Consider the following 23,705-nt stretch of genomic DNA (forward strand, 5'->3'; position numbering starts at 1 on the left):
CCCGTACACAACGGGGTGACCGCCCTCCGGTCGATCAAGCGACTCGCTTACTGGTTGTACGGACCGTAGTCGTAGTCCTCCAGCGGAACGGCCTGGCCGGAGCCCGTGCCGAACGGCGAGTAGTCGATGTCGTCGTAGCCGACGGCCGAGTACATCGCGGCCTTGGCTTCCTCGGTCGGCTCGACCCGGATGTTGCGGTAGCGGGCGAGGCCCGTACCGGCCGGGATGAGCTTACCGATGATGACGTTCTCCTTGAGGCCGATCAGGGAGTCGGACTTGGCGTTGATCGCCGCGTCCGTCAGAACCCTGGTCGTCTCCTGGAAGGACGCCGCCGACAGCCACGACTCGGTGGCGAGCGAGGCCTTGGTGATACCCATCAGCTGCGGACGACCGGAGGCGGGGTGACCGCTCTCCTGGACCACACGACGGTTCTCGGTCTCGAACTTCGACCGCTCGACGAGCTCGCCCGGCAGCAGCTCCGCGTCGCCGGACTCGATGATCGTCACACGGCGGAGCATCTGCCGGATGATGATCTCGATGTGCTTGTCGTGGATCGACACACCCTGCGAGTTGTAGACCTTCTGGACTTCGCCGACCAGGTGGACCTGGACCGCGCGCTGACCGAGGATCCGCAGCACGTCGTGCGGGTTGGTGGCACCCACGGTGAGCTTCTGGCCCACCTCGACGTGGTCGCCCTCGCCCACCAGCAGACGGGCACGCTTCGAGATCGGGAACGGCGTCTCGTCGCTGCCGTCGTCGGGGGTGACGACGATCTTCTTGGTCTTCTCGGTCTCCTCGATACGGATGCGGCCTGCCGCCTCCGAGATCGGGGCGACACCCTTGGGCGTACGGGCTTCGAAGAGCTCGACGACTCGGGGCAGACCCTGGGTGATGTCGTCACCGGCCACACCACCGGTGTGGAAGGTACGCATCGTCAGCTGGGTACCGGGCTCACCGATGGACTGGGCGGCGATGATGCCGACCGCCTCACCGATGTCGACCAGCTTGCCGGTGGCGAGCGAGCGTCCGTAGCAGAAGGCACAGGTGCCGACCGCGGACTCACAGGTCAGGACCGAACGGGTCTTGACCTCCTCGACGCCGGCGCCCACCAGGGCGTCGATCAGGACGTCACCGAGGTCGACGTTGGCAGGCGCGATGACCTTGCCGTCGATGACGACGTCCTCGGCGAGCATGCGGGCGTAGACCGAGGTCTCGACGTCCTCCGTCTTGCGGAGCACACCGTCCGCACCCTTGACGGCGATCTTCAGCTTGAGGCCGCGGTCGGTGCCGCAGTCCTCCTCGCGAATGATCACGTCCTGCGAGACGTCCACCAGACGACGGGTCAGGTAACCCGAGTCGGCGGTACGCAGAGCGGTGTCCGCCAGACCCTTACGGGCACCGTGCGTGGAGATGAAGTACTCCAGAACGGTGAGGCCCTCACGGAAGGACGCCTTGATGGGACGCGGGATCGTCTCGTTCTTGGCGTTGGACACCAGACCACGCATACCGGCGATCTGACGCATCTGCATCATGTTTCCTCGGGCACCCGAGTCAACCATCATGAAGATGGGGTTCGTCTTGGGGAAGTTCGCGTTCATCGCCTCGGCAACCTCGTTGGTCGCCTTGGTCCAGATCGCGATGAGCTCCTGCGTGCGCTCGTCCTTGGTGATCAGACCGCGCTCGTACTGCTTCTGGACCTTCTCGTCCTGCGCCTCGTAGCCGGCGACGATCGCCTTCTTGGCCTCGGGGACCACGACGTCGGAGATGGCCACGGTGACACCGGAACGGGTCGCCCAGTAGAAGCCCGCCGCCTTCAGGTTGTCGAGCGTCGCCGCCACGATGACCTTGGGGTAGCGCTCGGCGAGGTCGTTGACGATCTCGGAGAGCTGCTTCTTGCCGACCGAGTAGTCGACGAACGGGTAGTCCTCGGGCAGCAGCTCGTTGAAGAGCGCGCGGCCCAGGGACGTACGCAGCCGGAACGTGTCGCCCTGCTGGTACTCCTGCTCGCCTTCCTCGGCGACCGGCGGCACCCAGCCACGCGGCGGGATGGTGCCCACCGGGAAGCGGATGTCGACCTTCGCCTGGAGCGACAGCTCGCGGGCGTCGAAGGCCATGATCGCCTCGGCCGTGGAACCGAAGGAACGGCCCTGGCCGATGACCTTGCGCTCCTCCTCGTCCGTGGTGAGGAAGAACAGGCCCAGCACCATGTCCTGGGTCGGCATGGTGACGGGACGACCGTCGGCCGGCTTCAGGATGTTGTTCGAGGACAGCATCAGGATGCGGGCCTCGGCCTGCGCCTCCGCGGAGAGCGGCAGGTGCACGGCCATCTGGTCACCGTCGAAGTCCGCGTTGAACGCGGTGCAGACGAGCGGGTGGATCTGGATGGCCTTGCCCTCGACCAGCTGCGGCTCGAAGGCCTGGATGCCGAGGCGGTGCAGGGTCGGTGCACGGTTCAGCAGCACCGGGTGCTCGGCGATGACCTCTTCGAGGACGTCGTACACCACGGTGCGGCCGCGCTCGACCATGCGCTTGGCCGACTTGATGTTCTGCGCGTGGTTCAGGTCGACCAGGCGCTTCATCACGAACGGCTTGAAGAGCTCCAGCGCCATGGCCTTCGGTAGACCGCACTGGTGCAGCTTGAGCTGCGGGCCGACGACGATCACGGAACGCGCGGAGTAGTCCACACGCTTACCGAGAAGGTTCTGACGGAATCGACCCTGCTTGCCCTTCAGCATGTCGCTGAGGGACTTGAGCGGGCGGTTACCGGGACCGGTGACCGGGCGACCGCGGCGGCCGTTGTCGAACAGCGCGTCGACGGCCTCCTGCAGCATCCGCTTCTCGTTGTTCACGATGATCTCGGGGGCACCGAGGTCAAGGAGACGCTTGAGGCGGTTGTTGCGGTTGATCACACGGCGGTACAGGTCGTTCAGGTCGGAGGTCGCGAAGCGGCCACCGTCCAGCTGCACCATCGGACGCAGGTCCGGCGGGATGACCGGCACGCAGTCGAGCACCATGCCCTTGGGCTTGTTGCTGGTCTGCAGGAACGCGGAGACGACCTTGAGGCGCTTGAGCGCACGGGTCTTCTTCTGGCCCTTGCCGGTACGGATGATCTCGCGGAGGCGCTCGGCCTCCTCGTCGAGGTCGAACGACTCCAGGCGCTTCTGCAGAGCAGCGGCACCCATGCAGCCGTCGAAGTACGTGCCGAAGCGGTCACGCAGCTCGCGGTAGAGCAGCTCGTCGCCCTCCAGGTCCTGGACCTTGAGGTTCTTGAAGCGGCTCCACACCTCGTCGAGACGGTCGATCTCGCGCTGCGCACGGTCGCGCAGCTGCTTCATCTCACGCTCGGCACCTTCGCGCACCTTGCGGCGCACGTCGGCCTTGGCACCCTCGGCCTCCAGCTCGGCCAGGTCGGTCTCGAGCTTCTTGGCGCGGGCCTCGAGGTCGGCGTCGCGACGGTTCTCGACCTGCTGACGCTCGACGGAGACATGCGCCTCCAGCGAGGGCAGGTCACGCGTACGGCGCTCCTCGTCCACGAACGTGATCATGTACGCGGCGAAGTAGATGACCTTCTCGAGGTCCTTCGGCGCGAGATCCAGCAGGTAGCCGAGGCGCGACGGGACGCCCTTGAAGTACCAGATGTGGGTGACAGGAGCGGCAAGCTCGATGTGGCCCATGCGCTCACGACGCACCTTGGCGCGCGTGACTTCCACGCCACAGCGCTCACAGATGATGCCCTTGAAGCGGACACGCTTGTACTTGCCGCAGTAGCACTCCCAGTCCCGGGTCGGACCGAAGATCTTCTCGCAGAAGAGTCCGTCCTTTTCGGGCTTGAGCGTGCGGTAGTTGATGGTCTCCGGCTTCTTCACTTCGCCGTGCGACCAGGTCCGGATGTCGTCCGCGGTGGCAAGGCCGATCCGCAGCTCGTCGAAGAAGTTGACGTCGAGCACTTGTCGTCAATCCCTCTTTCAGGGTCGAGTGTCAAACATGGTCTGAACGGTCCGGGGCGGCCGGGGCTTCACGAGGAAGCCCCGGCCAGGCCCGTCAGACCTCTTCGACGCTGCTCGGCTCGCGCCGGGACAGGTCGATACCGAGCTCTTCCGCAGCGCGGAAGACGTCCTCGTCCGTGTCGCGCATCTCGATGGACATGCCGTCCGAGGACAGCACCTCCACGTTGAGGCAGAGCGACTGCATTTCCTTGATGAGCACCTTGAAGGACTCGGGAATGCCGGGCTCGGGGATGTTCTCGCCCTTGACGATGGCCTCGTAGACCTTCACGCGGCCGGTCACGTCGTCGGACTTGATCGTCAGGAGCTCCTGGAGGGCGTATGCGGCGCCATAAGCCTCAAGGGCCCACACCTCCATCTCACCGAAGCGCTGTCCACCGAACTGAGCCTTACCACCCAGCGGCTGCTGGGTGATCATGGAGTACGGACCCGTCGAACGAGCGTGCAGCTTGTCGTCGACCAGGTGGTGGAGCTTGAGGATGTACATGTAGCCGACCGAAACCGGCTCGGGGAACGGCTCACCGGAGCGGCCGTCGAACAGGTTGGCCTTGCCCGAGGGCTGGACCAGCCGGTCGCCGTCGCGGTTCGGGATCGTGGCTCCGAAGAGGCCGGAGATCTCGTCCTCGCGCGCACCGTCGAAGACGGGGGTGGCGACATTGGTGCCGGGGGCGACCTGGTCGGCGCCGATGACCTGCAGGCGCTTGGCCCACTCGTCACCGAGGCCGGAGACGTCCCAGCCGCGGCTGGCGAGCCAGCCGAGGTGGATCTCCAGGACCTGTCCCGGGTTCATTCGGGACGGGACACCCAGCGGGTTGAGGATGATGTCGACCGGGGTGCCGTCCTCCAGGAACGGCATGTCCTCGATCGGGAGGATCTTCGAGATGACGCCCTTGTTGCCGTGACGGCCGGCGAGCTTGTCACCATCGGTGATCTTGCGCTTCTGCGCGACGTAGACGCGGACCAGCTGGTTCACGCCCGGCGGCAGCTCGTCGCCCTCTTCGCGGTCGAAGACGCGGACGCCGATGACCTTGCCGATCTCACCGTGCGGCACCTTCAGCGAGGTGTCGCGCACCTCGCGCGCCTTCTCACCGAAGATCGCGCGGAGCAGACGCTCCTCGGGGGTCAGCTCGGTCTCACCCTTGGGCGTGACCTTGCCGACGAGGATGTCACCGGCGACGACCTCGGCACCGATACGGATGATGCCGCGCTCGTCGAGGTCGGCGAGGACCTCTTCGGAGACGTTCGGGATGTCCCGGGTGATCTCCTCCGGGCCGAGCTTGGTGTCACGGGCGTCGACCTCGTGCTCCTCGATGTGGATCGAGGAGAGGACGTCGTCCTGCACGAGGCGCTGCGACAGGATGATCGCGTCCTCGTAGTTGTGACCCTCCCACGGCATGAACGCCACGAGCAGGTTCTTGCCGAGGGCCATCTCACCGTTCTCGGTGGCCGGACCGTCGGCGAGGACCTGGTCGGCGACGACCCGGTCGCCCTCGGAGACGACAACCTTCTGGTTGACCGAGGTGCCCTGGTTGGAGCGCATGAACTTGGCGATGCGGTACGTGGTGTACGTGCCGTCGTCGTTGGTCACGGTGATGTAGTCCGCAGAGACCTCCTGGACCACACCGTCCTTCTCGGCCTTCAGTACGTCACCGGCGTCGGTGGCGCAGCGGTACTCCATGCCGGTGCCGACGAGCGGGGCCTCCGACTTGATGAGCGGCACCGCCTGACGCATCATGTTCGCGCCCATGAGGGCACGGTTGGCGTCGTCGTGCTCCAGGAAGGGGATCATCGCGGTGGCGACGGACACCATCTGGCGCGGCGAGACGTCCATGTAGTCGACGTCCGTGCCGGGCACGTAGTCGACCTCTCCACCACGACGGCGGACCAGGACGCGGGGCTCGGTGAAGCGCAGCTCGTCGGAGAGCGTCGCGTTCGCCTGGGCGATGACGTAACGGTCTTCCTCGTCGGCCGTGATGTAGTCGACCTCGTCGGTGACCTGGCCGTCGACGACCTTGCGGTACGGCGTCTCGATGAAGCCGAACGCGTTGACGCGGCCGTACGAGGCGAGCGAACCGATCAGACCGATGTTCGGGCCTTCAGGGGTCTCGATCGGGCACATGCGTCCGTAGTGGGACGGGTGCACGTCACGGACCTCGAAGCCGGCCCGCTCACGGGACAGACCACCAGGACCCAGAGCCGAGAGACGACGCTTGTGCGTCAGACCCGACAGCGGGTTGTTCTGGTCCATGAACTGCGACAGCTGGCTGGTGCCGAAGAACTCCTTGATGGAGGCGACGACCGGCCGGATGTTGATCAGCGTCTGCGGCGTGATCGCCTCGACGTCCTGGGTCGTCATGCGCTCACGCACGACGCGCTCCATACGGGCCAGACCCGTACGGACCTGGTTCTGGATGAGCTCGCCGACGTTGCGCAGACGACGGTTGCCGAAGTGGTCGATGTCGTCGGTCTCGACGACGATCGAACGACCGGACTCGCCGACCGTCTCGGTCTCACCGGCGTGCAGCTTGACCAGGTACTTGATGGTCGCGATGACGTCGTCGGTGGTGAGCACGCCGGCGTCCAGCGGCTCGTCGGCGCCGAGCTTCTTGTTCACCTTGTAGCGGCCGACCTTCGCGAGGTCGTAGCGCTTCGGGTTGAAGTAGAGGTTCTCGAGCAGCGTCTGAGCAGCCTCGCGCGTGGGCGGCTCGCCCGGGCGGAGCTTGCGGTAGATGTCGAGCAGCGCGTCGTCCTGGCCCTGGGTGTGGTCCTTCTCCAGGGTGGCGCGCATGGACTCGTACTCGCCGAACTCCTCCAGGATCTGCTCGGTGGTCCAGCCGAGAGCCTTCAGGAGAACGGTGACGGACTGCTTGCGCTTGCGGTCGATGCGGACACCGACCATGTCGCGCTTGTCGATCTCCATCTCCAGCCAGGCACCCCGGGACGGGATGATCTTGGCGGAGAAGATGTCCTTGTCGGACGTCTTGTCGATCGAGGAGTCGAAGTAGACACCCGGCGAGCGGACCAGCTGCGACACGACGACACGCTCGGTGCCGTTGATGACGAAGGTGCCCTTGTTGGTCATGAGCGGGAAGTCGCCCATGAAGACCGTCTGGGACTTGATCTCGCCGGTCTCGTTGTTGGTGAACTCGGCCGTGACGAAGAGCGGGGCGGCGAACGTGAAGTCGCGCTCCTTGCACTCGTCGATCGAGTTCTTCGGGGGCTCGAATCGGTGGTCGCGGAACGTAAGCGACATCGACCCGGAGAAGTCCTCGATCGGTGAAATCTCCTCGAAGATTTCCTCCAGGCCGGACTTGGTGGGGACGTCTTGTCCACTGTCCAGAGCAGCCTCGACGCGAGCCTTCCAGGCGGCATTGCCGAGGAGCCAGTCAAAGCTCTCGGTCTGCAGCGCGAGGAGGTTCGGAACCTCGAGGGGCTCCTTGATCTTTGCAAAAGAGATGCGCAGCGGGGCGGTGCTGGCACCGTTGTTCGTATTCGCGGTCGAGGCGTTGCGCGAGGCGGCCAAGAGGGGGTCCTTCCGAGGGCTCGGACTCACTACGCGCGTACCGGTCCCAAGTTGGACACGAAGACAGAAATCCCAGGTCAGGGACGATCAGCCATCGGTGCTCAAGATTGGACATGCCCCTGGTGACGGGCAGGAGGCAGCTAACAGGCAGCGCAAAGGGTCAGTGTAGCCAAACGGCACACTGATGTCCAGTCGGGGTTCTCAGAGACCCACGTTGCTCTCAACAGCTGTTCTCAACACCTATGACTAGCCCTTGCGCGCGGTGCGCTCTTCTTTACTGCCCTCTTCGCCCACGATCCATGCCTCGGATTCGGATCGATGTGACGACGCGTCCTGAGAATTGCGCGCCGCGTGCGGTTCGTCAAGGCCTCCCTGCCGGGACAGCTCCCCGAGGTCCTCACTCGACCGCCTCCCGGCGCCTGCCGGCCACCCCCGAGAGGCAACGGCGAAGATCACCATACTCGTCGCCGCCGGAAGAGCAAGGCAGCCGCAGCGGGTACGCCGAAGGGCGACCACCCGGATGGGTGATCGCCCTTCGCGTTTTGACGTCCGTGCCGTGCGGCACGGGCAGTCAGAAGGAGTCAGCAGACTCCCTGAGTCACTTGACCTCGACGGAAGCGCCGGCGGCCTTGAGGGACTCGGCAGCCTTCTCGGCGGCCTCCTTGGCGACCTTCTCGAGGACCGGCTTCGGGGTGCCGTCGACGAGGTCCTTGGCCTCCTTGAGGCCCAGCGAGGTCAGCTCACGCACGACCTTGATGACCTGGATCTTCTTCTCGCCGGCGCCGGTGAGGATGACGTCGAACTCGTCCTGCTCCTCGACGGCCTCAGCGGCGGCGGCAGCGCCACCGGCGGCGGCAACGGCGACCGGAGCGGCAGCCTTGACGTCGAACTTCTCCTCGAACGCCTTGACGAACTCGGAGAGCTCGATGAGGGTCAGGGTCTCGAACTGCTCGAGCAGCTCGTCCTGGGACAGCTTCGCCATGATGGCGTCCTTCCACTAAGTCGGCAGGTGCCGGGTGTATATGAAGGCGGGCGTACGGGCCCGCTGCGAGCCGTGAAGCGGAGGGTTACTCCGCCACCTCGGCGTCGGCGGGAGCCGGCGTACCGGCACCGCCCTGCTCGACCTTGGCGCGAAGCGCGTCCGCAGTGCGGACGAACTCCGACAGCGGGGCCTGGAAAGTCGCCGCGGCCTTGGCCATCGACGCCTTGATTCCACCGGCCACCTTGGCGAGCAGAACCTCGCGGGACTCGAGGTCCGCAAGCTTCTTGATCTCATCCGCGGTCAGCGCCTTACCATCAAGGACACCGCCCTTGATGATGAGGTTGGGGTTGTCCTTGGCGAAGTCACGAAGACCCTTCGCCGACTCCACCGGGTCACCGGTGACGAAGGCAACCGCCGTCGGACCTGCGAACAGGTCGTCCAGCGTGTTGATCCCGGCCTCGTTGGCCGCAATCTTGGTCAGCGTGTTCTTCACCACGGCGTACTGGGCGTTCTCACCGAGCGAACGGCGCAGCTGCTTGAGCTGTGCCACGGTGAGACCCCGGTACTCGGTCAGCACAGCGGCGTTCGAGCTGCGGAACTGGTCCGCGAGCTCGGCTACCGCGGCAGCCTTGTCGGGCCTTGCCATGAGCGTCGGCCTCCTTCCGGGTGATGAGGACCGCTCAGAAGGGGCCGGGAAAGACGAAACGCCCCGGCGCAGGCGCCAGGGCGTAGCTCGACCGAACGAAGTCCGGGAGCTTTCCACAGTCACCTGCGCAGGTCGCCCGTACTCAACGGATCCTTCGGTTGCTGTTCCCTCTTGCGAGAGCGCAGCAACGACCAGCGGTCTTTGGCTTCTTTAGGAGAGTACGCGACCGGGGTCGCGCCGAGCAAATCCGTCCCTCTTCGGGCGGTGCGGGAGGTTTGGACCGACCTTTCAGTTCGTGCCCGAACCGGTCCCCTGCTGCTGCTTCACGAGATCGGTGAAGTCGACCGTGTCGCCGGCCGGGGGCTTCTCGACCGAGACCTTCGTGCCGTAGTCGCTGTAGTACACCGTCGAGTTCAGCTCGCCGGTCTTCATCTGGCCGCGCTCGGTCTTCTTGACCAGCAGGTTGTTCTCGTCGACCCAGATGTCGACCTTCTCCGTGGTGATCCCGGCGTCGCTCAGCTGCTTCTTCAGCTGGTCGAGCTGACCGGCGTCGAGCGCGGAGTTCTTCGCGGTCAGTTCGGCGACGTCGACGGTGCCGGAGTAGTGCGTGGCGGAGACTCCCCGTATGTCCTCCTGGCCGACCTTCTTCACGTCGCCGGAGGCCAGCAGGGACTTCACACCCTGGTCGGGGGTGGTGTTCTGCATCTGCTGCTTCATCGCCTCGCCGGAGGCACCCGCGAGCTTGGCAAGGTCGGCGTAGCCGTAGCTGATCCAGTGCTTGCCGCCGGCCTGCTTGGCGAAGGCATCGCCCATGTTGACGACGTAGCCGTCCTTGAAGTAGCGGGCCTGCATTGTGCCGCTGCCACCGTTCTGCTTCATGGCGTCCGCCATGCTGCCGCCGGTGTACGTGATCTCCATGGTGCCGGTGAGACCGTCGGCCCAGTCGATGGTGCCGCTCTGCTTCATGGACATGGTGGTGCCCATCTGGGTGGTGCCCTCGACCTTCGCCGAGTTCTCCCCACCGGTCTTCTTCTGTACGGCGCGCAACGCTGCGATCGGGTCGGCCTTCACCACGCCGCTGCCGCGGTTGTCGCCGTTGCCGTCCGATCCCCCGCAGGCCGCGACCGACGTCAGCGTCGCCGCCACCGCTACCGACAGACACACGCGTCGCACGGTACTGGTCCTCATATCCGCTTCCACCCCTCGTTCGACTCTCGAAGCCTCACGCTAACGCACAGCTCCGACACAGCCACCGGTTACATACGGATACGAGGACGGGCCCCGCACCTCGAAAGGTTGCGGGGCCCGTCAATGTCACACGTGACGCGGCGATCGTACGAGCACAGGGGCTCAGACGGAGGCCGGGTCCTCCTCGACGAGGAGGTTACGGGTGCGGTTGGCGTCCAGCGGGATGCCGGGGCCCATCGTGGTGGCCAGGGTGGCCTTCTTGATGTAGCGGCCCTTGGCGGCGGACGGCTTCAGACGGAGGATCTCCTCCAGCGCCGCTGCGTAGTTCTCCACCAGCTTGGTCTCGTCGAACGAGGTCTTGCCGATGATGAAGTGCAGGTTCGAGTGCTTGTCGACGCGGAACTCGATCTTGCCGCCCTTGATGTCGTTGACAGCCTTCACGACATCGGGGGTGACGGTGCCGGTCTTCGGGTTCGGCATCAGACCACGCGGACCGAGCACACGGCCGAGACGGCCGACCTTGCCCATGAGGTCCGGGGTGGCGACGACGGCGTCGAAGTCCAGACGGCCCTTCGCCACCTCGTCGATGAGCTCGTCGGCGCCGACGATGTCGGCGCCCGCGGCTTCCGCGGCCGCAGCACGGTCACCGGTCGCGAAGACCAGGACCCGGGCGGTCTTGCCGGTGCCGTGCGGGAGGTTCACGGTGCCACGGACCATCTGGTCGGCCTTGCGCGGGTCAACACCCAGGGCAAACGCGACCTCGACGGTGCTGTCGAACTTCGTGGAGGCGGTGTCCTTGGCGATACGGACGGCCTCGAGCGGGGCGTAGCTGCGCGCCCGGTCGATCTTGGCGTCCGCAGCGCGGAGGTTCTTGCTGCGCTTCACTTCTACTCCTGTGGTTTCAGGGTGTGGAGTCGTGGTGCGGGCCAGCGCTTGGCCCTACCACTGAGGACGTGAGGGGCTGAATCAGCCTTCGACCGTGATGCCCATGGAACGGGCGGTGCCAGCGATGATCTTCGACGCGGCGTCGAGGTCGTTGGCGTTCAGGTCGGGGAGCTTCGTCGTGGCGATCTCACGGACCTGGGCAGCCGTCAGCTTGGCGACCTTGGTCTTGTGCGGCTCGCCGGAGCCCTTCTCCACGCCCGCGGCCTTGAGGATCAGCTTCGCGGCCGGCGGAGTCTTGGTGACGAAGGTGAAGGAACGGTCTTCGTAGACCGTGATCTCCACCGGCACGACCATGCCACGCTGCGACTCGGTCGCGGCGTTGTAGGCCTTGCAGAATTCCATGATGTTGACGCCGTGCTGGCCGAGCGCGGGGCCGACCGGCGGGGCCGGGTTGGCCGCACCGGCGTTGATCTGGAGCTTGATAAGCCCCGTGACCTTCTTCTTCTTGGGAGGCATTGCTCTCTCCGGGTCCTAGTGAGAGTTTTTCGCCGCCGTCCGGTCATCCGGATGGAGGCATACCGCACAACGATAACGGGTATAGCTGCGCGACCAAAAACCGAGCAGGTCAGAACGGCTGTGGAGCCGGTCTGACCTGCTGGGTAGGCATGTGTCCAGAAACTGGCGGGAAGCCGCTAGTTCTTCTGGATCTGGTCGAAGCTGAGCTCGACCGGGGTCTCGCGGCCGAAGATCTCGACGAGACCCTTGACCTTCTTCGAGTCGGCGTTGATCTCGTTGATCGTCGCCTGCAGCGTCGCGAACGGGCCGTCGGTGACGGTGACCGAGTCGCCGACCTCGAAGTCGAGCACCTGCACCTCGACCTTGCGGGACGGAACCGGCTTGCCCTCGGCCTCGGCGGCCTCGCGGGCGGCCTTCTCCTCGGCCTCCGGGGCGAGCATCTTGACGATCTCGTCCAGGGTCAGCGGGTACGGGTCGTAGGCGTTGCCCACGAAGCCGGTGACGCCGGGAGTGTTACGGACGACGCCCCAGGACTCGTTCGTCAGGTCCATGCGCACCAGGACGTAGCCCGGGAGCTTGTTCTGGCGGACGTTCTTGCGCTCGCCGTTCTTGATCTGGACGATCTCTTCCTCGGGCACTTCGGCCTGGTAGATGAACTCCTCGACGTTGAGCGAGACGGCGCGCTGCTCCAGGTTGGCCTTCACGCGCTTCTCGTAGCCGGCGTACGTGTGGATGACGTACCACTCGCCGGGAAGGCCGCGCAGCTCCTCGCGCAGGGCCGTGACGGCGTCGACGGGGGCGGCCGGCTCGGCCTCTTCCCCGGCTTCCTCGTCAGATTCGGCGGGCTCGTCGTCTTCGGCGGACTCGTCGTCTTCGGAACCGGCTTCGGCCTCCGCGGCCTCGTCGTCGTCCTCGGTGTGCAGGGCGGCCTGCTCGGCCGGCTCACCTGCGGCGGCGTCGGCAGCTTCGGCCTGGTCCGGCTCCTCGGCGTCCGCCGCCTCGACGATGTCGAGCTCGTCCTCGGCGGACTCGAAGGCGCCCGCCGTCGGCTCGACGGCGTCGTTCAGGTTCGGGTCAGACACGGTGGCTGCTTCTTCCTGGATACAAATGGGTGGAACATGCGAAAGGGGCGCCCATGAGGCGCCCTCCGCGGGATCAGCCGAAGACGTACTTGATGACCCGCTGGAATCCGAAGTCAATCACGGTCACGAGACCAATCATGACGACGACGAAGACAATCACCACTGAGGTGTATGTCGTCAGCTGATTACGAGTCGGCCAGACAACCTTGCGCAACTCGGCGACGATCTGGCGGTAGAACAGCGCGAGGCGGCCCAGAGGACCCTTCTTACCGCGCTTGCCGCCCTTCCGAGTTTTCTTCTTCGACTCGGGTACTTCATCCTCGGCATCAGGCATGTCGATGGAGCCCACGGCGTCCGTCACGCTTCTCACCTGATTCCGGGTCATGGCCGTGCCGCGCCCGGTGGAGCCGCACGGCGGTGCATTGAAGTACGTACATGCGCACACATCCTGGCGAAGGAGTGTGTAGCAGGGCCGGAGGGACTTGAACCCCCAACCGCTGGTTTTGGAGACCAGTGCTCTACCAATTGAGCTACGACCCTTTGTGGTTTCCACCAACCTACCGCATCTTCCCCGATGCTCCGGGTGCGGGAACGGTGCGGCTGGTGAAGGCCAACGACAGGTGAGTGTACGTGTTCGGCGGCCCGGCGTCGAACAGATAGCTCCCGACAACTCCTGGTCGCATGTTGTCCGCATGCTGTCCGAGTCCTGTCCGGTCCCTGAAACCCCTGTGCCGACAGGGATTGCGGTCTGGGACCATGGGGGCCATGAGCGCTGCAACTTCTCCGTCCGAGCGCCGGGTATCCGCCCGCATCGGTGCAATCTCCGAGTCCGCCACCCTCGCCGTCGACGCCAAGGCCAAGGCCCTCAAGGCCGCCGGCCGTCCGGTCATCGGCTTCGGTGCCGGTGAGCCCGACTTCCCCACCCCCGGCTACATCGTCGAGGCCGCGGTCGAGGCCTGCCGCAACCCGAAGTACCACCGCTACACCCCGGCGGGAGGCCTCCCGGAGCTCAAGGCCGCGATCGCGGAGAAGACGCTGCGCGACTCCGGCTACGAGGTCGACGCCGCCCAGATCCTGGTGACCAACGGCGGCAAGCAGGCCATCTACGAGGCGTTCGCCGCGATCCTCGACCCGGGCGACGAGGTCATCGTCCCGGCTCCGTACTGGACCACCTACCCCGAGTCGATCCGGCTGGCCGGCGGTGTCCCGGTGGAGGTCGTGGCCGACGAGACCACCGGCTACCGGGTCTCCGTCGAGCAGTTGGAGGCGGCGCGCACCGAGCGTACGAAGGTCGTCCTGTTCGTCTCCCCGTCGAACCCGACCGGCGCCGTGTACAGCGAGGCCGAAGCCGAGGCGATCGGCCGCTGGGCCGTCGAGCACGGTCTGTGGGTGCTGACCGACGAGATCTACGAGCACCTGGTCTACGGCGACGCGAAGTTCACCTCATTGCCCGCGATCGTGCCCGAGCTGCGCGACAAGTGCATCGTGGTCAACGGTGTCGCCAAGACGTACGCGATGACCGGCTGGCGGGTGGGCTGGATCGTCGGTCCGAAGGACGTCGTCAAGGCCGCGACCAACCTGCAGTCGCACGCCACGTCCAATGTCTCCAACGTCGCCCAGGTCGCCGCGCTGGCCGCCGTCTCCGGGAACCTGGACGCGGTCGCCGAGATGCGTACCGCCTTCGACCGGCGACGGCAGACCATCGTCCGGATGCTCAACGAGATCGACGGCGTGCTGTGCCCGGAGCCCGAGGGCGCGTTCTACGCGTACCCCTCGGTGAAGGAGCTGCTCGGCAAGGAGATCCGCGGCAAGCGCCCGGCCACCTCGGTCGAGCTGGCGGCGCTCATCCTGGACGAGGCCGAGGTCGCGGTCGTACCGGGCGAGGCCTTCGGTACGCCGGGCTACCTGCGGCTCTCGTACGCCCTGGGCGACGACGACCTCGTCGAGGGCGTCTCGCGGCTCCAGAAGCTGCTGGGCGAGGCCAAGGCCTAGCACGTCCTGAATTCAGTGGGCGACCCCCGGCTCCGGCCGGGGGTCGCTTGTCTGTTCGAGGATCAACTCGATAGGGAAAGCGGCTACCGCTGGACCCCACGTGTGCGGCAGGATCTTGGAATGGAGCGTGATGTACGGCTGTTGCCCAAGGCCCACCTGCACTTGCATTTCACCGGGTCGATGCGGCCCACGACCCTGCTCGAACTCGCCGACAAGTACGGCGTGCATCTGCCGGAGGCCCTGACCGGCGGCGAGCCGCCCAGCCTGCGGGCCACGGACGAGCGCGGATGGTTCCGCTTCCAGCGGCTCTACGACATCGCCCGGTCCTGTCTGAGGGCCCCCGAGGACATCCAGCGGCTCGTGCGCGAGACGGCCCAGGAGGACGTCGCGGACGGCTCCGGCTGGCTGGAGATCCAGGTCGACCCCACTTCGTACGCCCCGCTGCTCGGCGGGCTGATCCCGGCGATCGAGATCATCCTTGACGCGGTGGACAGCGCGTCGCGCGAGACCGGTCTGCCGATCCGGGTGGTGATCGCGGCGAACCGGATGAAGCATCCGCTGGATGCCCGGACACTGGCCCGGCTCGCGGTGCGGTACGTGGACCGGGGCGTCGTCGGATTCGGGCTCTCCAACGACGAGCGCCGCGGGATGGCCCGGGACTTCGACCGGGCCTTCGCCATCGCCCGCGACGGCGGTCTGCTGGCGGCCCCGCACGGCGGCGAGCTGGCCGGCCCTTCGAGCGTGCGGGACTGTCTGGACGATCTGGACGCGGCGCGGATCGGGCACGGCGTACGGGCCGCCGAGGACCCGCGGCTGCTGCGCAGGCTGGCGGAGCGCGGGGTGACCTGCGAGGTGTGCCCGTCGTCGAACGTGGCGCTGGGCGTCTACGAGAAGCCCGCCGACGTACCCCTGCGCAAACTGTTCGAAGCCGGGGTGCCGATGGCGCTGGGTGCGGACGATCCGCTGCTCTTCGGCTCCCGGCTGGCCGCGCAGTACGACCTCGTACGGCGCCATCACGCGTTCACGGACGAGGAACTGGCGGAACTGGCCCGGCAGTCGGTACGGGGCTCCGCGGCGCCGGCCACGGTACGGACGGAGCTCCTGGCCGGCATCGACGGCTGGCTGTCGAAGTCGGCGGGCCAGGACCTGTCCGGGCCTGATTCCCCCGGCCTCCGGACGGACCCGGCCTAAGCCCCGACCCCCCGTATCAGCGCCCCGGCCACGGACGCGGCGAACTCGTCGAGGGACTGCGGCGGAGCCCCGCCCTCCGTGGCCTCGTAGGCGAACGCCCGCTGCGCGCAGGCCCCCAGGAGCAGCGACGCGGCCGCGTAGGTGTCCGCGTCGGCCCGCACCCGGCCTGCGGCCTGCTCGGAGCGCAGATACGCGTCCAGGCCGCGGATGGGCATGTGCGGGCCGGTGCCCAGTTCCCTCATCGCCGCGTTGTGGCGTTCCTTGAGCCTCGGCTCGGCGTACAGCGAGGCGGCGATCGGGAAGCTCTGTTCGTAGAAGAGGGCGGCCTGGCGGGCGATCTCGGTGAGGTTCTGCTCGACGGTCCGCTCCCCGGCCCCTGGAGTCGCGATGAGGCGCTTCAGCAGCGGGTTGAGCTTGGGCAGCCGCTCTTTGAGCACGGTCACGAACAGCTCTTCCTTGCTCGGGAAGTGCTTGTAGAGCGCGGCCTCCGAGCAGCCTGCGGCTCTGGCGATCTCCTTGGTGGTGGCGCGGGCCAGGCCGATGGTGAGCATCAGCTGATGGGCGGCGTCGATGATGCGGACGCGGGCCGGCTTCTGCTCCATGTGCACTCCAGCGAAGCTTGACGAGGTGGTGAGTATCCGCTCACTCTAGGGGGTGAGTGAATACTTACCCACCCTGGAGGGTGCGCAATGAGGATCACGGTGTTCGGCGCGACGGGCGGCATCGGCCAGGAGATCGTCCGCCAGGCGGTGGCGGCAGGTCATGAAGTGACGGCGGTGGTCCGCGATCCCGCGCGACTGCCCGTCCCGCTCTCCGACGTACAGGTCCACACGGCGGCGAGCATCGACGACCCGGAGGCGCTGCGCGAGGCGGTCGCGGGCCGGGACGCGGTGCTCTCCGGGCTCGGCTCGCGCGGCCGGAAGGCCGACGGGATCGCCGAGCGGCTCACGCAGTCGGTGCTGCGGGCGATGGAGGCCGAGGGGACGCGGCGGCTGCTGGTGGTGAGCGCGGCCCCGGTCGCACCGAAGCCCGCGGACGACCCGCTGCTGGACCGGATGATGCTGAAGGCGATCGGGGCGATCCTCAAGGAGGTCTACGCGGACCTGACGCTGATGGAGGCCGCGCTGGCCCGGAGTGCGACGGACTGGACGTCGGTGCGGCCGCCGAAGCTCACCAACGGGCCGCTGACGGGGACGTACCGCACGGTCTACGGCAGCAACCCGCGCAGCGGCCGGTCCATCTCGCGGGCCGATGTGGCGCACGCGATGCTGGCGCTGATCGACGATCCGGCGGCGGTGAAGCAGGGCGTGGGCGTGGCGTACTGAGCGGCGCGCCTGCTACAGGCTCACGCCGACCGTCACGGGTTCGTTGACGAGCGTGACGCCGAATGCCTCGTGGACCCCGGCGACGACCTCACGGGCGAGTGCGAGGAGGTCCTCGGTGGTCGCGCCGCCGCGGTTGGTGAGCGCGAGGGTGTGCTTGGTGGAGATACGGGCCGGTCCCGTGCCGTATCCCTTGGTGAAACCGGCCTTGTCGATGAGCCAGGCCGCGGAGGTCTTGGTGCGTCCCCCGCCCGCGGGGAAGGCGGGGGGCGTCACCTCGGGGCCGAGCCGGTCCTTGGCACGGGCGAGGAACGCCTCGTACTCCGCCTCTTCCAGGATCGGGTTGGTGAAGAAGGAGCCGGCCGACCAGGAGTCGTGGTCCTCCGGGTCCAGCACCATGCCCTTGCCGGCGCGGAGCCTGAGCACCGTTTCGCGGGCGGCCGCGGCGGGCACGCGCTCGCCCTGTTCGACGCCCATGGCGCGGGCCGTTTCGGGGTACTTCAGAGGCGCGGACAGACCGCCCGCTTCTTCCAGCTCGAAGCGGACACGCAGCACCACGAAGCGGTCGGGTGCGGCCTTGAAGCGACTGTGCCGGTACGAGAAGGCGCACTCGGCGTTCGGGATGGTGACCGTTTCACGGGTGTACCGGTCGTAGGCGACGACCTCCGTGATGGTGGAGGACACTTCCTGGCCATAGGCGCCGACGTTCTGGATCGGCGTCGCACCCGCCGAGCCCGGAATTCCGGCCAGGCACTCGATGCCCGCGAGACCGGCTTCGACGGTGCGGGCGACAGCGTCCGTCCAGACCTCCCCGGCGGCCAGTTCCAGCGTCGTACCGTCCAGGGCGAAGCCCCTGGTCGCGATGCGCAGGGCGGTGCCGTCGAAGCCCTTGTCGCCGATGACCAGGTTGCTGCCGCCGCCGATGACGAGGAGCGGGGTGCCGCTCTCGTCGGCCTCGCGCACGGCTTCGATCACCTCGGCGTCGGTCGTCGCCGTGAGAAGGCGGGCGGCGGGGCCGCCGAGCCGGAAGGTGGTCAGGGGGGCGAGGGGGGCGTCGTGGAGTTCCTGCACGGGGACAAGAGTACGGTCCGTGGCCCCGCCGCTCGGGCTGGGCCAGGGACCGTACGCATGAAGCCGTGACTCAGGCGGCGACGGCGACGCGCCCCTCGGCCGCCTCGGGCTCCGGCGCCGAGGTCTCGTGGCGGCCCGGGATGAACAGGGCGACGAGGGCGGCCAGCGCCACCACACCGGCACCTATCCACACCGCCGGAACGATCCCGTCCGTGAAGGACTGTGCGGAGTCGTAACCGCCCTGCGAGGAGAAGACCGTGGCGAGCACGGCGACCCCGAGTGCTCCGCCGACCTCGCGCAGGGCGTTGTTGGCACCGGAGGCGATGCCCTGCTCGGCGGGGCGCACGCTGGACATCACCAGACTGGCGGCGGGCGCGAAGTACAGGGCCATGCCGACGCCGCCGACGATCAGGCCGGGCAGCTGCGAGGCGTACGAGGCATCGGGCCCGATGACCATCGCGAAGAGGGCGAGACCGACCGCCTGGAGAACGAGCCCGGCCACAACCACCGGGCGGCCGCCGAACCGGTCGGAGAGCGTCCCCGCGATGGGTGCGACCAGCATCGGCATTCCGGTCCAGGGCAGCATCCGCAGGCCGGCCTCGGTCGGCGAGTAGCCCAGTACACCCTGGAAGTACTGGCTGAGCAGGAAGATCGACCCGAACATCCCGAGGAACATCAGCAGACTGGCCATGTTGATCCCGAAGAACGCACGGCTGCGGAAGAGCCGCATGGGAAGCATCGGATTCTTGGCATGGAAGCCGTGGTGGATGAATCCGCCGATGAGCGCGGCGCCGGCGAACAGGGCCGTGAGGACGGTGGGGCTGGTCCAGCCGTCGGAGTTGGCGTTGACCAGGCCGTAGACGATGCCGAACAGTCCGGCGCTGACCAGGAGCGTGCCGGGGATGTCGAGCCGTGAGTCCGGCGCATGCGACTCCGTCAGGCGCAGTCGCGCCAGCGGCAGCAGGACCAGACCGATCGGGACGTTCAGCCAGAAGATCCACTGCCAGGACAGGTGTTCGGTGAGGCTTCCGCCGATCAGCGGTCCGCTGGCCACGGCCAGTCCGGTGATGGCGCCGAAGATGCCGAGCGCGGCACCGCGGCGGGCGGGCGGCACGGCGGCCGTGAGCAGCGTGAGCGTCAGCGGCATCATGATCGCCGCACCCACGCCCTGGACGGCCCGGAAGGCGATCAGTTCATTGATCCCGGGCGAGAGGGCGGCCGCGGCGGAAGCTCCGGTGAAGACGGTGAGCCCGGCGAGGAAGAGCCGGCGTCGGCCGAACCGGTCACCGAGGGCCGCCCCGAGCATCAGCAGGACGGCGAAGGTGAGGGTGTACGCGTTCACCGTCCATTCGAGCTCCGCCAGTTCGCCGCCGAGGCTCTTGCGGATGGAGGGCAGGGCCGTGGTGACGACGAGGTTGTCGAGGGCCGCCATGAATCCGGCGACGCTGGTGATGACGAGGGCCCAGACCGCTCCTGAACGGCCTGCTGTGTGCTGGTTCACTACTTCCCCTGGGGGTTAGTTATTACTGACTAACTTCTCTGGGCAGAAAACCGGGCAGAACCCGGGTCGCACTGTTCAGGCGATCGGCCTGGCCGAATCGTAGAAACCCGACCAGATCCGGTGACCGGCCGGGAAACCCAGCGAGGCCAGGGTGTTGACGAGCATGCCGTACGCGAGGAAAGTCGTCGTCTCACCGAGATCGGCGCCGAGCACGAGATGGATCTCGTCCCACATCTGCAGCCAGCCGGCGCGGACCGACTCACCGAACTCGCGATCCCCCGAGGCTTCGGCTGCCGCAACGGCCGCGTACGTCTGCATCTGCATCAGCAGCTTGTCCGGATCGCCGACGATCAGGCGCTGATAGGCCGCGGCCATGGCGTGCAGCGCCTCGTCGCCCTCAAGGCCTTCGGCTGCATCCGAGAAGACCTTCCGGGTGTCCACGAGGCAGCGCTCGGCGGCGGCGAGGAACATGGCCCGCTTATTGGGGAAGAGACGGAAGAGGTACGGCTGCGAGACACCCACACGCTTGGCGATCGCCTCTGTGGAGGTGGCGTCGTAACCGCCACGGGCGAACTCGGTGATCGCCGCGCGGATGACGCTCTCGCGCCGCTCTTCTGCACTCATCCTTGCCATGCAACGAAGTTAGTACTCAATCACTAACTTAGTCAATCGGTATGCCGGGCGGCTTCCCGAGCGGCACATCGGGTTCGACCGCATGCGTAAGGGGCACCGCCCCAGGACAGTGCCCCTTACGCCACACTCAACGGCCTCAGCCGAGCTGCACCACTGCGCGGGACATGCCCAGCACCTTCTTGCCCTCGCTCATGGCCGTCAGGTCCACCCGCACCTGCTTGTCGTCCAGCAGGGCGGCCACCTTGGCACTGACCTCGATCAGGGCGCCGTTGTCGTCGTTCGGCACGACGACAGGCTTGGTGAACCGCACCCCGTACTCGACGACCGCACCCGGGTCGCCGGCCCAGTCCGTGACCACCCGGATCGCCTCGGCCATGGTGAACATGCCGTGCGCGATCACATCAGGCAGTCCGACCTCGCGGGCGAACTTCTCGTTCCAGTGGATCGGGTTGAAGTCACCGGAAGCGCCCGCGTACTGCACCAGCGTCGCCCGGGTCACCGGGAAGGACTGCGCCGGCAGCTCCGTACCGACCTCGACCGACTCGAAAGCCACCTTCGCCGTCATCACGCCTCCTCGGCGGCGCGCGCCACCAGCTTCGTCCACGCGGTCACGACATGCTCACCGGACTCGTCGTGGACCTCGCCACGGATGTCCAGGATGTCGTTGCCCGCCAGGGACTTGATGCCCTCGATCGTGGAGGTGACCGTCAGCCGGTCCCCCGCCCGCACGGGGCGCACATAGGCGAACTTCTGGTCGCCGTGCACCACACGGCTGTAATCCAGGCCCAGCTGCGGGTCCTGCACCACCTGCCCCGCGGCCTTGAAGGTGATCGAGAAGACGAACGTCGGCGGCGCGATCACATCGCTGTGGCCGAGCGCCTTGGCGGCCTCGGGGTCGACGTACACCGGATTGGTGTCGCCCACCGCCTCGGCGAACTCGCGAATCTTCTCCCGGCCGACCTCGTACGGCGGGGTGGGCGGATAGATCCGCCCCACGAAGGACTGGTCGAGCGCCATGAGCTCGCTACCTCCTGATGAAAGATGAAAAGGCCGAAGGACAGCCCCCATACAACGACACGAGGCCGCCCCCAGTGGGGACGGCCTCGTGTACGAGCCTGTTTCAGCGCGTTTCGCGGTGCGCAGTGTGCGAGTTGCAGCGCGGGCAATGCTTCTTCATCTCAAGACGGTCCGGGTTGTTACGCCGGTTCTTCTTGGTGATGTAGTTCCGCTCCTTGCACTCCACGCAGGCCAGCGTGATCTTCGGGCGGACGTCGGTGGCAGCCACGTGAGTGCTCCTTGGACGGACGGATGGACGGGTGAACGCAAAAAAAGAGTAGCCGATCGAAGGACCGACCCCACAATCGGCTACCGTAAGTAGCGGTGACCGGACTTGAACCGGTGACACAGCGATTATGAGCCGCTTGCTCTACCGACTGAGCTACACCGCTTTGATGACGAGTCTCCCCGCCGAAGCGGGGTTTCCCGATCACCAGAGCCCCAATGCGGAATCGAACCGCAGACCTTCTCCTTACCATGGAGACGCTCTACCGACTGAGCTATTGGGGCGAGCGATGAAGACATTACACGGTTGGTCGCCGATCGCCCAAATCCGTTTCGAAGCCCCAACCGGCACCCTTGATCGAGACCCCGCCGATCCCTTGATCAGCCACCTTCCGGCCCCCTCACCAGCCGCTTGAACCGCGCCTCGGCCACCGCATGAGCCGCCGCAGCCCCAGCCGTACACCCGTGCCGCGGATCCCCCTCAGGGCCACACCGGTACGACTATTTCGCTCCTCCTCGAACCGGACCGAACACGCCCCTAGGCTCGACTCACTCTGCGTGATCTTGTACCCCTTCCCAGGAGCGCGATGCCCGACAGCCAGCCGCGGCAGCCGGACGACGGCGCCGCCGACGCGACCAGCAGCCCCGCCACCGCCGAGACCGGCACCCTGGTGCTCTGCGGCGCCCGTCTCACCGACGGCCGCATCGTGGACGTACGGCTCGGCGGCAGCCGCATCGAGGCCGTCGGCACCGCGGGCAGCCTGACCGCACCAGGTCCGCGGGTGGACCTGCGCGGCTATCTGCTGCTCCCCGCCCCCGCCGAACCCCACGCCCACAGCGACACCGCGCTCACCGCCCACGGTGCGGGCCCCGACACCCCAGGACCCGTGTCGCACTGCCCGGAGGACATCCAGCGCCGCGCCACCGAGGCCGCCCTGCTGCAGCTCGGCCACGGCGCCACCGCACTGCGCGCACACGTGCGGATCGGGGACGTCCAGGGCCTCACCTCCCTCGAAGCCGTACTGCAGGCACGCCGCTCGCTGCGCGGACTCGTCGAACTGACCCCTGTTGCCGTACCCCGACTGCTCACCGGCGTCGCGGGCGCCGACAACCTGGCCATGTTGCGTGACGCGGTGAAGATGGGGGCCGGCGCGGTCGGCGGCTGCCCCGATCTCGACCCGGATCCGGCGGGGTACGTGGAAGCCGTCCTGGAGACCGCCGCCGAACAGGGCTGCCCCGTCGATCTGCACACGGACGGTGACGATCCGGCCCGGCTCGGCCGGCTGGCCGCCATGGCCGGCGGGTTGCGGCCCGGTGTCTCCATCGGCCCGTGCGCCGGCCTCTCCCGGCTTCCCCCGCAGGCCGCGGCCCGCGCCGCCGACCAGCTCGCCGCGGCCGGGGTGACGGTGATCTGCCTCCCCCAGGGCGGCTGCTGCGGGGTGGAAGGCCGGGGCACCGCCCCCGTACGGCTGCTGCGTGCGGCCGGAGTACGGGTCGCGGCGGGCAGCGGGGCGCTGCGGGACGTCGCAAACCCTGTGGGACGCGGGGATCCACTGGAGGCCGCCTACCTGCTGGCCTCACAGGACGGGATGCGGGCCGACGACGCGTACGAGGCGGTCTCCTCGGCCGCGAGGAAGGCGATGGGACTGCCCGAGGTCCGGGTCGAGGCCGGCTTCCCGGCCGAGCTGCTCGCCGTACGCGGGGAGCAGCTCTCGGGCGTGCTGTCACTCGCCTACAGCCGGGTCGTGGTGCATCGCGGCCGGGTCGTGACGCGGACGAGCGCGGTGCGCGAGTTCTGCGAGTCGGAGACCGTCGTCGCCCTCGGTCTGCCCCGCCAGAGCCGGCCGGATTCCGGTCCCTGCGGCGGGCCCTGAGCGCGGCGGCCCGC

Annotated in this window: 20 protein-coding genes and 3 tRNA genes; 4 read left to right on the forward strand and 19 right to left on the reverse strand. The window is 67.4% G+C overall.

Going from position 1 to position 23,705, the window contains the following annotated elements; translation table 11 throughout:
* Positions 1-47 precede the first annotated feature (47 nt).
* The 10 genes from ACGFU7_RS05055 to ACGFU7_RS05100 all read right to left on the reverse strand — a co-directional run bounded on the left by ACGFU7_RS05055 (position 48) and on the right by ACGFU7_RS05100 (position 13,366).
* Positions 48-3,947, reverse strand: coding sequence for a DNA-directed RNA polymerase subunit beta' (locus ACGFU7_RS05055; protein WP_393692393.1), 3,900 nt, complete (start codon positions 3,945-3,947; stop codon positions 48-50).
* A 94-nt stretch (positions 3,948-4,041) separates the two neighbouring features.
* A complete protein-coding gene (gene rpoB, locus ACGFU7_RS05060) occupies positions 4,042-7,527 on the reverse strand; it encodes a DNA-directed RNA polymerase subunit beta (protein ID WP_393692395.1) in 3,486 nt (1,161 codons plus the stop codon).
* A 598-nt stretch (positions 7,528-8,125) separates the two neighbouring features.
* A complete protein-coding gene (gene rplL, locus ACGFU7_RS05065; protein ID WP_030914109.1) occupies positions 8,126-8,509 on the reverse strand; it encodes a 50S ribosomal protein L7/L12 in 384 nt (127 codons plus the stop codon).
* 85 nt (positions 8,510-8,594) lie between these two features.
* Entirely contained in the window at positions 8,595-9,155 is a 561-nt protein-coding gene (rplJ, locus tag ACGFU7_RS05070) for a 50S ribosomal protein L10 (RefSeq protein WP_327273523.1), read from the reverse strand.
* 288 nt (positions 9,156-9,443) lie between these two features.
* On the reverse strand, positions 9,444-10,343 hold the full coding sequence (locus tag ACGFU7_RS05075; protein WP_393692397.1) for a hypothetical protein: 900 nt from the start codon (positions 10,341-10,343) through the stop codon (positions 9,444-9,446).
* Between the two features lie 162 nt (positions 10,344-10,505).
* Positions 10,506-11,228 carry a 50S ribosomal protein L1 gene (gene rplA / locus ACGFU7_RS05080; protein WP_393692399.1) on the reverse strand — a complete coding sequence of 241 codons (723 nt, stop codon included), beginning with the start codon at positions 11,226-11,228 and terminating at the stop codon, positions 10,506-10,508.
* Between the two features lie 81 nt (positions 11,229-11,309).
* Entirely contained in the window at positions 11,310-11,744 is a 435-nt protein-coding gene (rplK, locus tag ACGFU7_RS05085) for a 50S ribosomal protein L11 (RefSeq protein WP_006126872.1), read from the reverse strand.
* Between the two features lie 176 nt (positions 11,745-11,920).
* On the reverse strand, positions 11,921-12,826 hold the full coding sequence (gene nusG / locus ACGFU7_RS05090; RefSeq protein ID WP_393692401.1) for a transcription termination/antitermination protein NusG: 906 nt from the start codon (positions 12,824-12,826) through the stop codon (positions 11,921-11,923).
* A 73-nt stretch (positions 12,827-12,899) separates the two neighbouring features.
* A complete protein-coding gene (gene secE / locus ACGFU7_RS05095; protein WP_073732696.1) occupies positions 12,900-13,187 on the reverse strand; it encodes a preprotein translocase subunit SecE in 288 nt (95 codons plus the stop codon).
* 106 nt (positions 13,188-13,293) lie between these two features.
* Positions 13,294-13,366 (reverse strand) — tRNA-Trp (locus tag ACGFU7_RS05100).
* A gap of 225 nt (positions 13,367-13,591) precedes the next feature.
* Here ACGFU7_RS05100 and ACGFU7_RS05105 point away from each other — a divergent pair.
* Positions 13,592-14,818, forward strand: a complete 1,227-nt coding sequence (locus ACGFU7_RS05105; RefSeq protein WP_393692403.1) for a pyridoxal phosphate-dependent aminotransferase — start codon at positions 13,592-13,594, stop codon at positions 14,816-14,818.
* Positions 14,819-14,938: 120 nt separating this feature from the next.
* Positions 14,939-16,009, forward strand: a complete 1,071-nt coding sequence (locus ACGFU7_RS05110; RefSeq protein ID WP_393692405.1) for an adenosine deaminase — start codon at positions 14,939-14,941, stop codon at positions 16,007-16,009.
* Here ACGFU7_RS05110 and ACGFU7_RS05115 read toward each other — a convergent pair.
* On the reverse strand, positions 16,006-16,611 hold the full coding sequence (locus ACGFU7_RS05115) for a TetR/AcrR family transcriptional regulator (protein ID WP_393692407.1): 606 nt from the start codon (positions 16,609-16,611) through the stop codon (positions 16,006-16,008). The two genes, ACGFU7_RS05110 and ACGFU7_RS05115, sit on opposite strands and share 4 nt — an antisense overlap.
* A gap of 87 nt (positions 16,612-16,698) precedes the next feature.
* Between ACGFU7_RS05115 and ACGFU7_RS05120 the strand changes: the two genes are divergently transcribed.
* Positions 16,699-17,334 (forward strand): NAD(P)-dependent oxidoreductase, encoded by a 636-nt coding sequence (locus tag ACGFU7_RS05120; RefSeq protein ID WP_393692409.1) that lies wholly within the window; start codon positions 16,699-16,701, stop codon positions 17,332-17,334.
* 12 nt (positions 17,335-17,346) lie between these two features.
* On the opposite strand, the gene ACGFU7_RS05125 is transcribed toward ACGFU7_RS05120, so the two are convergent.
* The 8 genes from ACGFU7_RS05125 to ACGFU7_RS05160 form a co-directional block, all read right to left on the reverse strand.
* Positions 17,347-18,402 carry a UDP-N-acetylmuramate dehydrogenase gene (locus tag ACGFU7_RS05125; protein WP_393692411.1) on the reverse strand — a complete coding sequence of 352 codons (1,056 nt, stop codon included), beginning with the start codon at positions 18,400-18,402 and terminating at the stop codon, positions 17,347-17,349.
* A 70-nt stretch (positions 18,403-18,472) separates the two neighbouring features.
* Positions 18,473-19,903, reverse strand: a complete 1,431-nt coding sequence (locus ACGFU7_RS05130; protein ID WP_393692413.1) for an MFS transporter — start codon at positions 19,901-19,903, stop codon at positions 18,473-18,475.
* A 75-nt stretch (positions 19,904-19,978) separates the two neighbouring features.
* On the reverse strand, positions 19,979-20,527 hold the full coding sequence (locus ACGFU7_RS05135) for a TetR/AcrR family transcriptional regulator (protein WP_393692415.1): 549 nt from the start codon (positions 20,525-20,527) through the stop codon (positions 19,979-19,981).
* Positions 20,528-20,672: 145 nt separating this feature from the next.
* Entirely contained in the window at positions 20,673-21,101 is a 429-nt protein-coding gene (locus ACGFU7_RS05140) for a MaoC family dehydratase (protein ID WP_393692417.1), read from the reverse strand.
* The gene (locus tag ACGFU7_RS05145) at positions 21,101-21,553 is read right to left on the reverse strand and encodes a MaoC family dehydratase N-terminal domain-containing protein (RefSeq protein WP_393692419.1); all 453 of its coding nucleotides are present in this window, start codon (positions 21,551-21,553) and stop codon (positions 21,101-21,103) included. Before ACGFU7_RS05145 ends, ACGFU7_RS05140 begins: the two co-directional genes overlap by 1 nt.
* 103 nt (positions 21,554-21,656) lie before the next feature.
* Positions 21,657-21,821 (reverse strand): 50S ribosomal protein L33, encoded by a 165-nt coding sequence (gene rpmG, locus ACGFU7_RS05150; RefSeq protein ID WP_003956487.1) that lies wholly within the window; start codon positions 21,819-21,821, stop codon positions 21,657-21,659.
* Between the two features lie 90 nt (positions 21,822-21,911).
* Positions 21,912-21,984, reverse strand: a tRNA-Met gene (locus tag ACGFU7_RS05155).
* A gap of 45 nt (positions 21,985-22,029) precedes the next feature.
* Positions 22,030-22,102: transfer RNA gene (locus tag ACGFU7_RS05160), tRNA-Thr, on the reverse strand.
* 302 nt (positions 22,103-22,404) lie between these two features.
* On the opposite strand from ACGFU7_RS05160, the gene ACGFU7_RS05165 reads away from it, so the two are divergent.
* Positions 22,405-23,691, forward strand: coding sequence for an amidohydrolase family protein (locus ACGFU7_RS05165; protein ID WP_393692421.1), 1,287 nt, complete (start codon positions 22,405-22,407; stop codon positions 23,689-23,691).
* Positions 23,692-23,705: the final 14 nt, after the last annotated feature.

Origin of the sequence: Streptomyces sp. NPDC048473, assembly GCF_043200155.1 — a bacterium.
Taxonomy (GTDB): domain Bacteria; phylum Actinomycetota; class Actinomycetes; order Streptomycetales; family Streptomycetaceae; genus Streptomyces.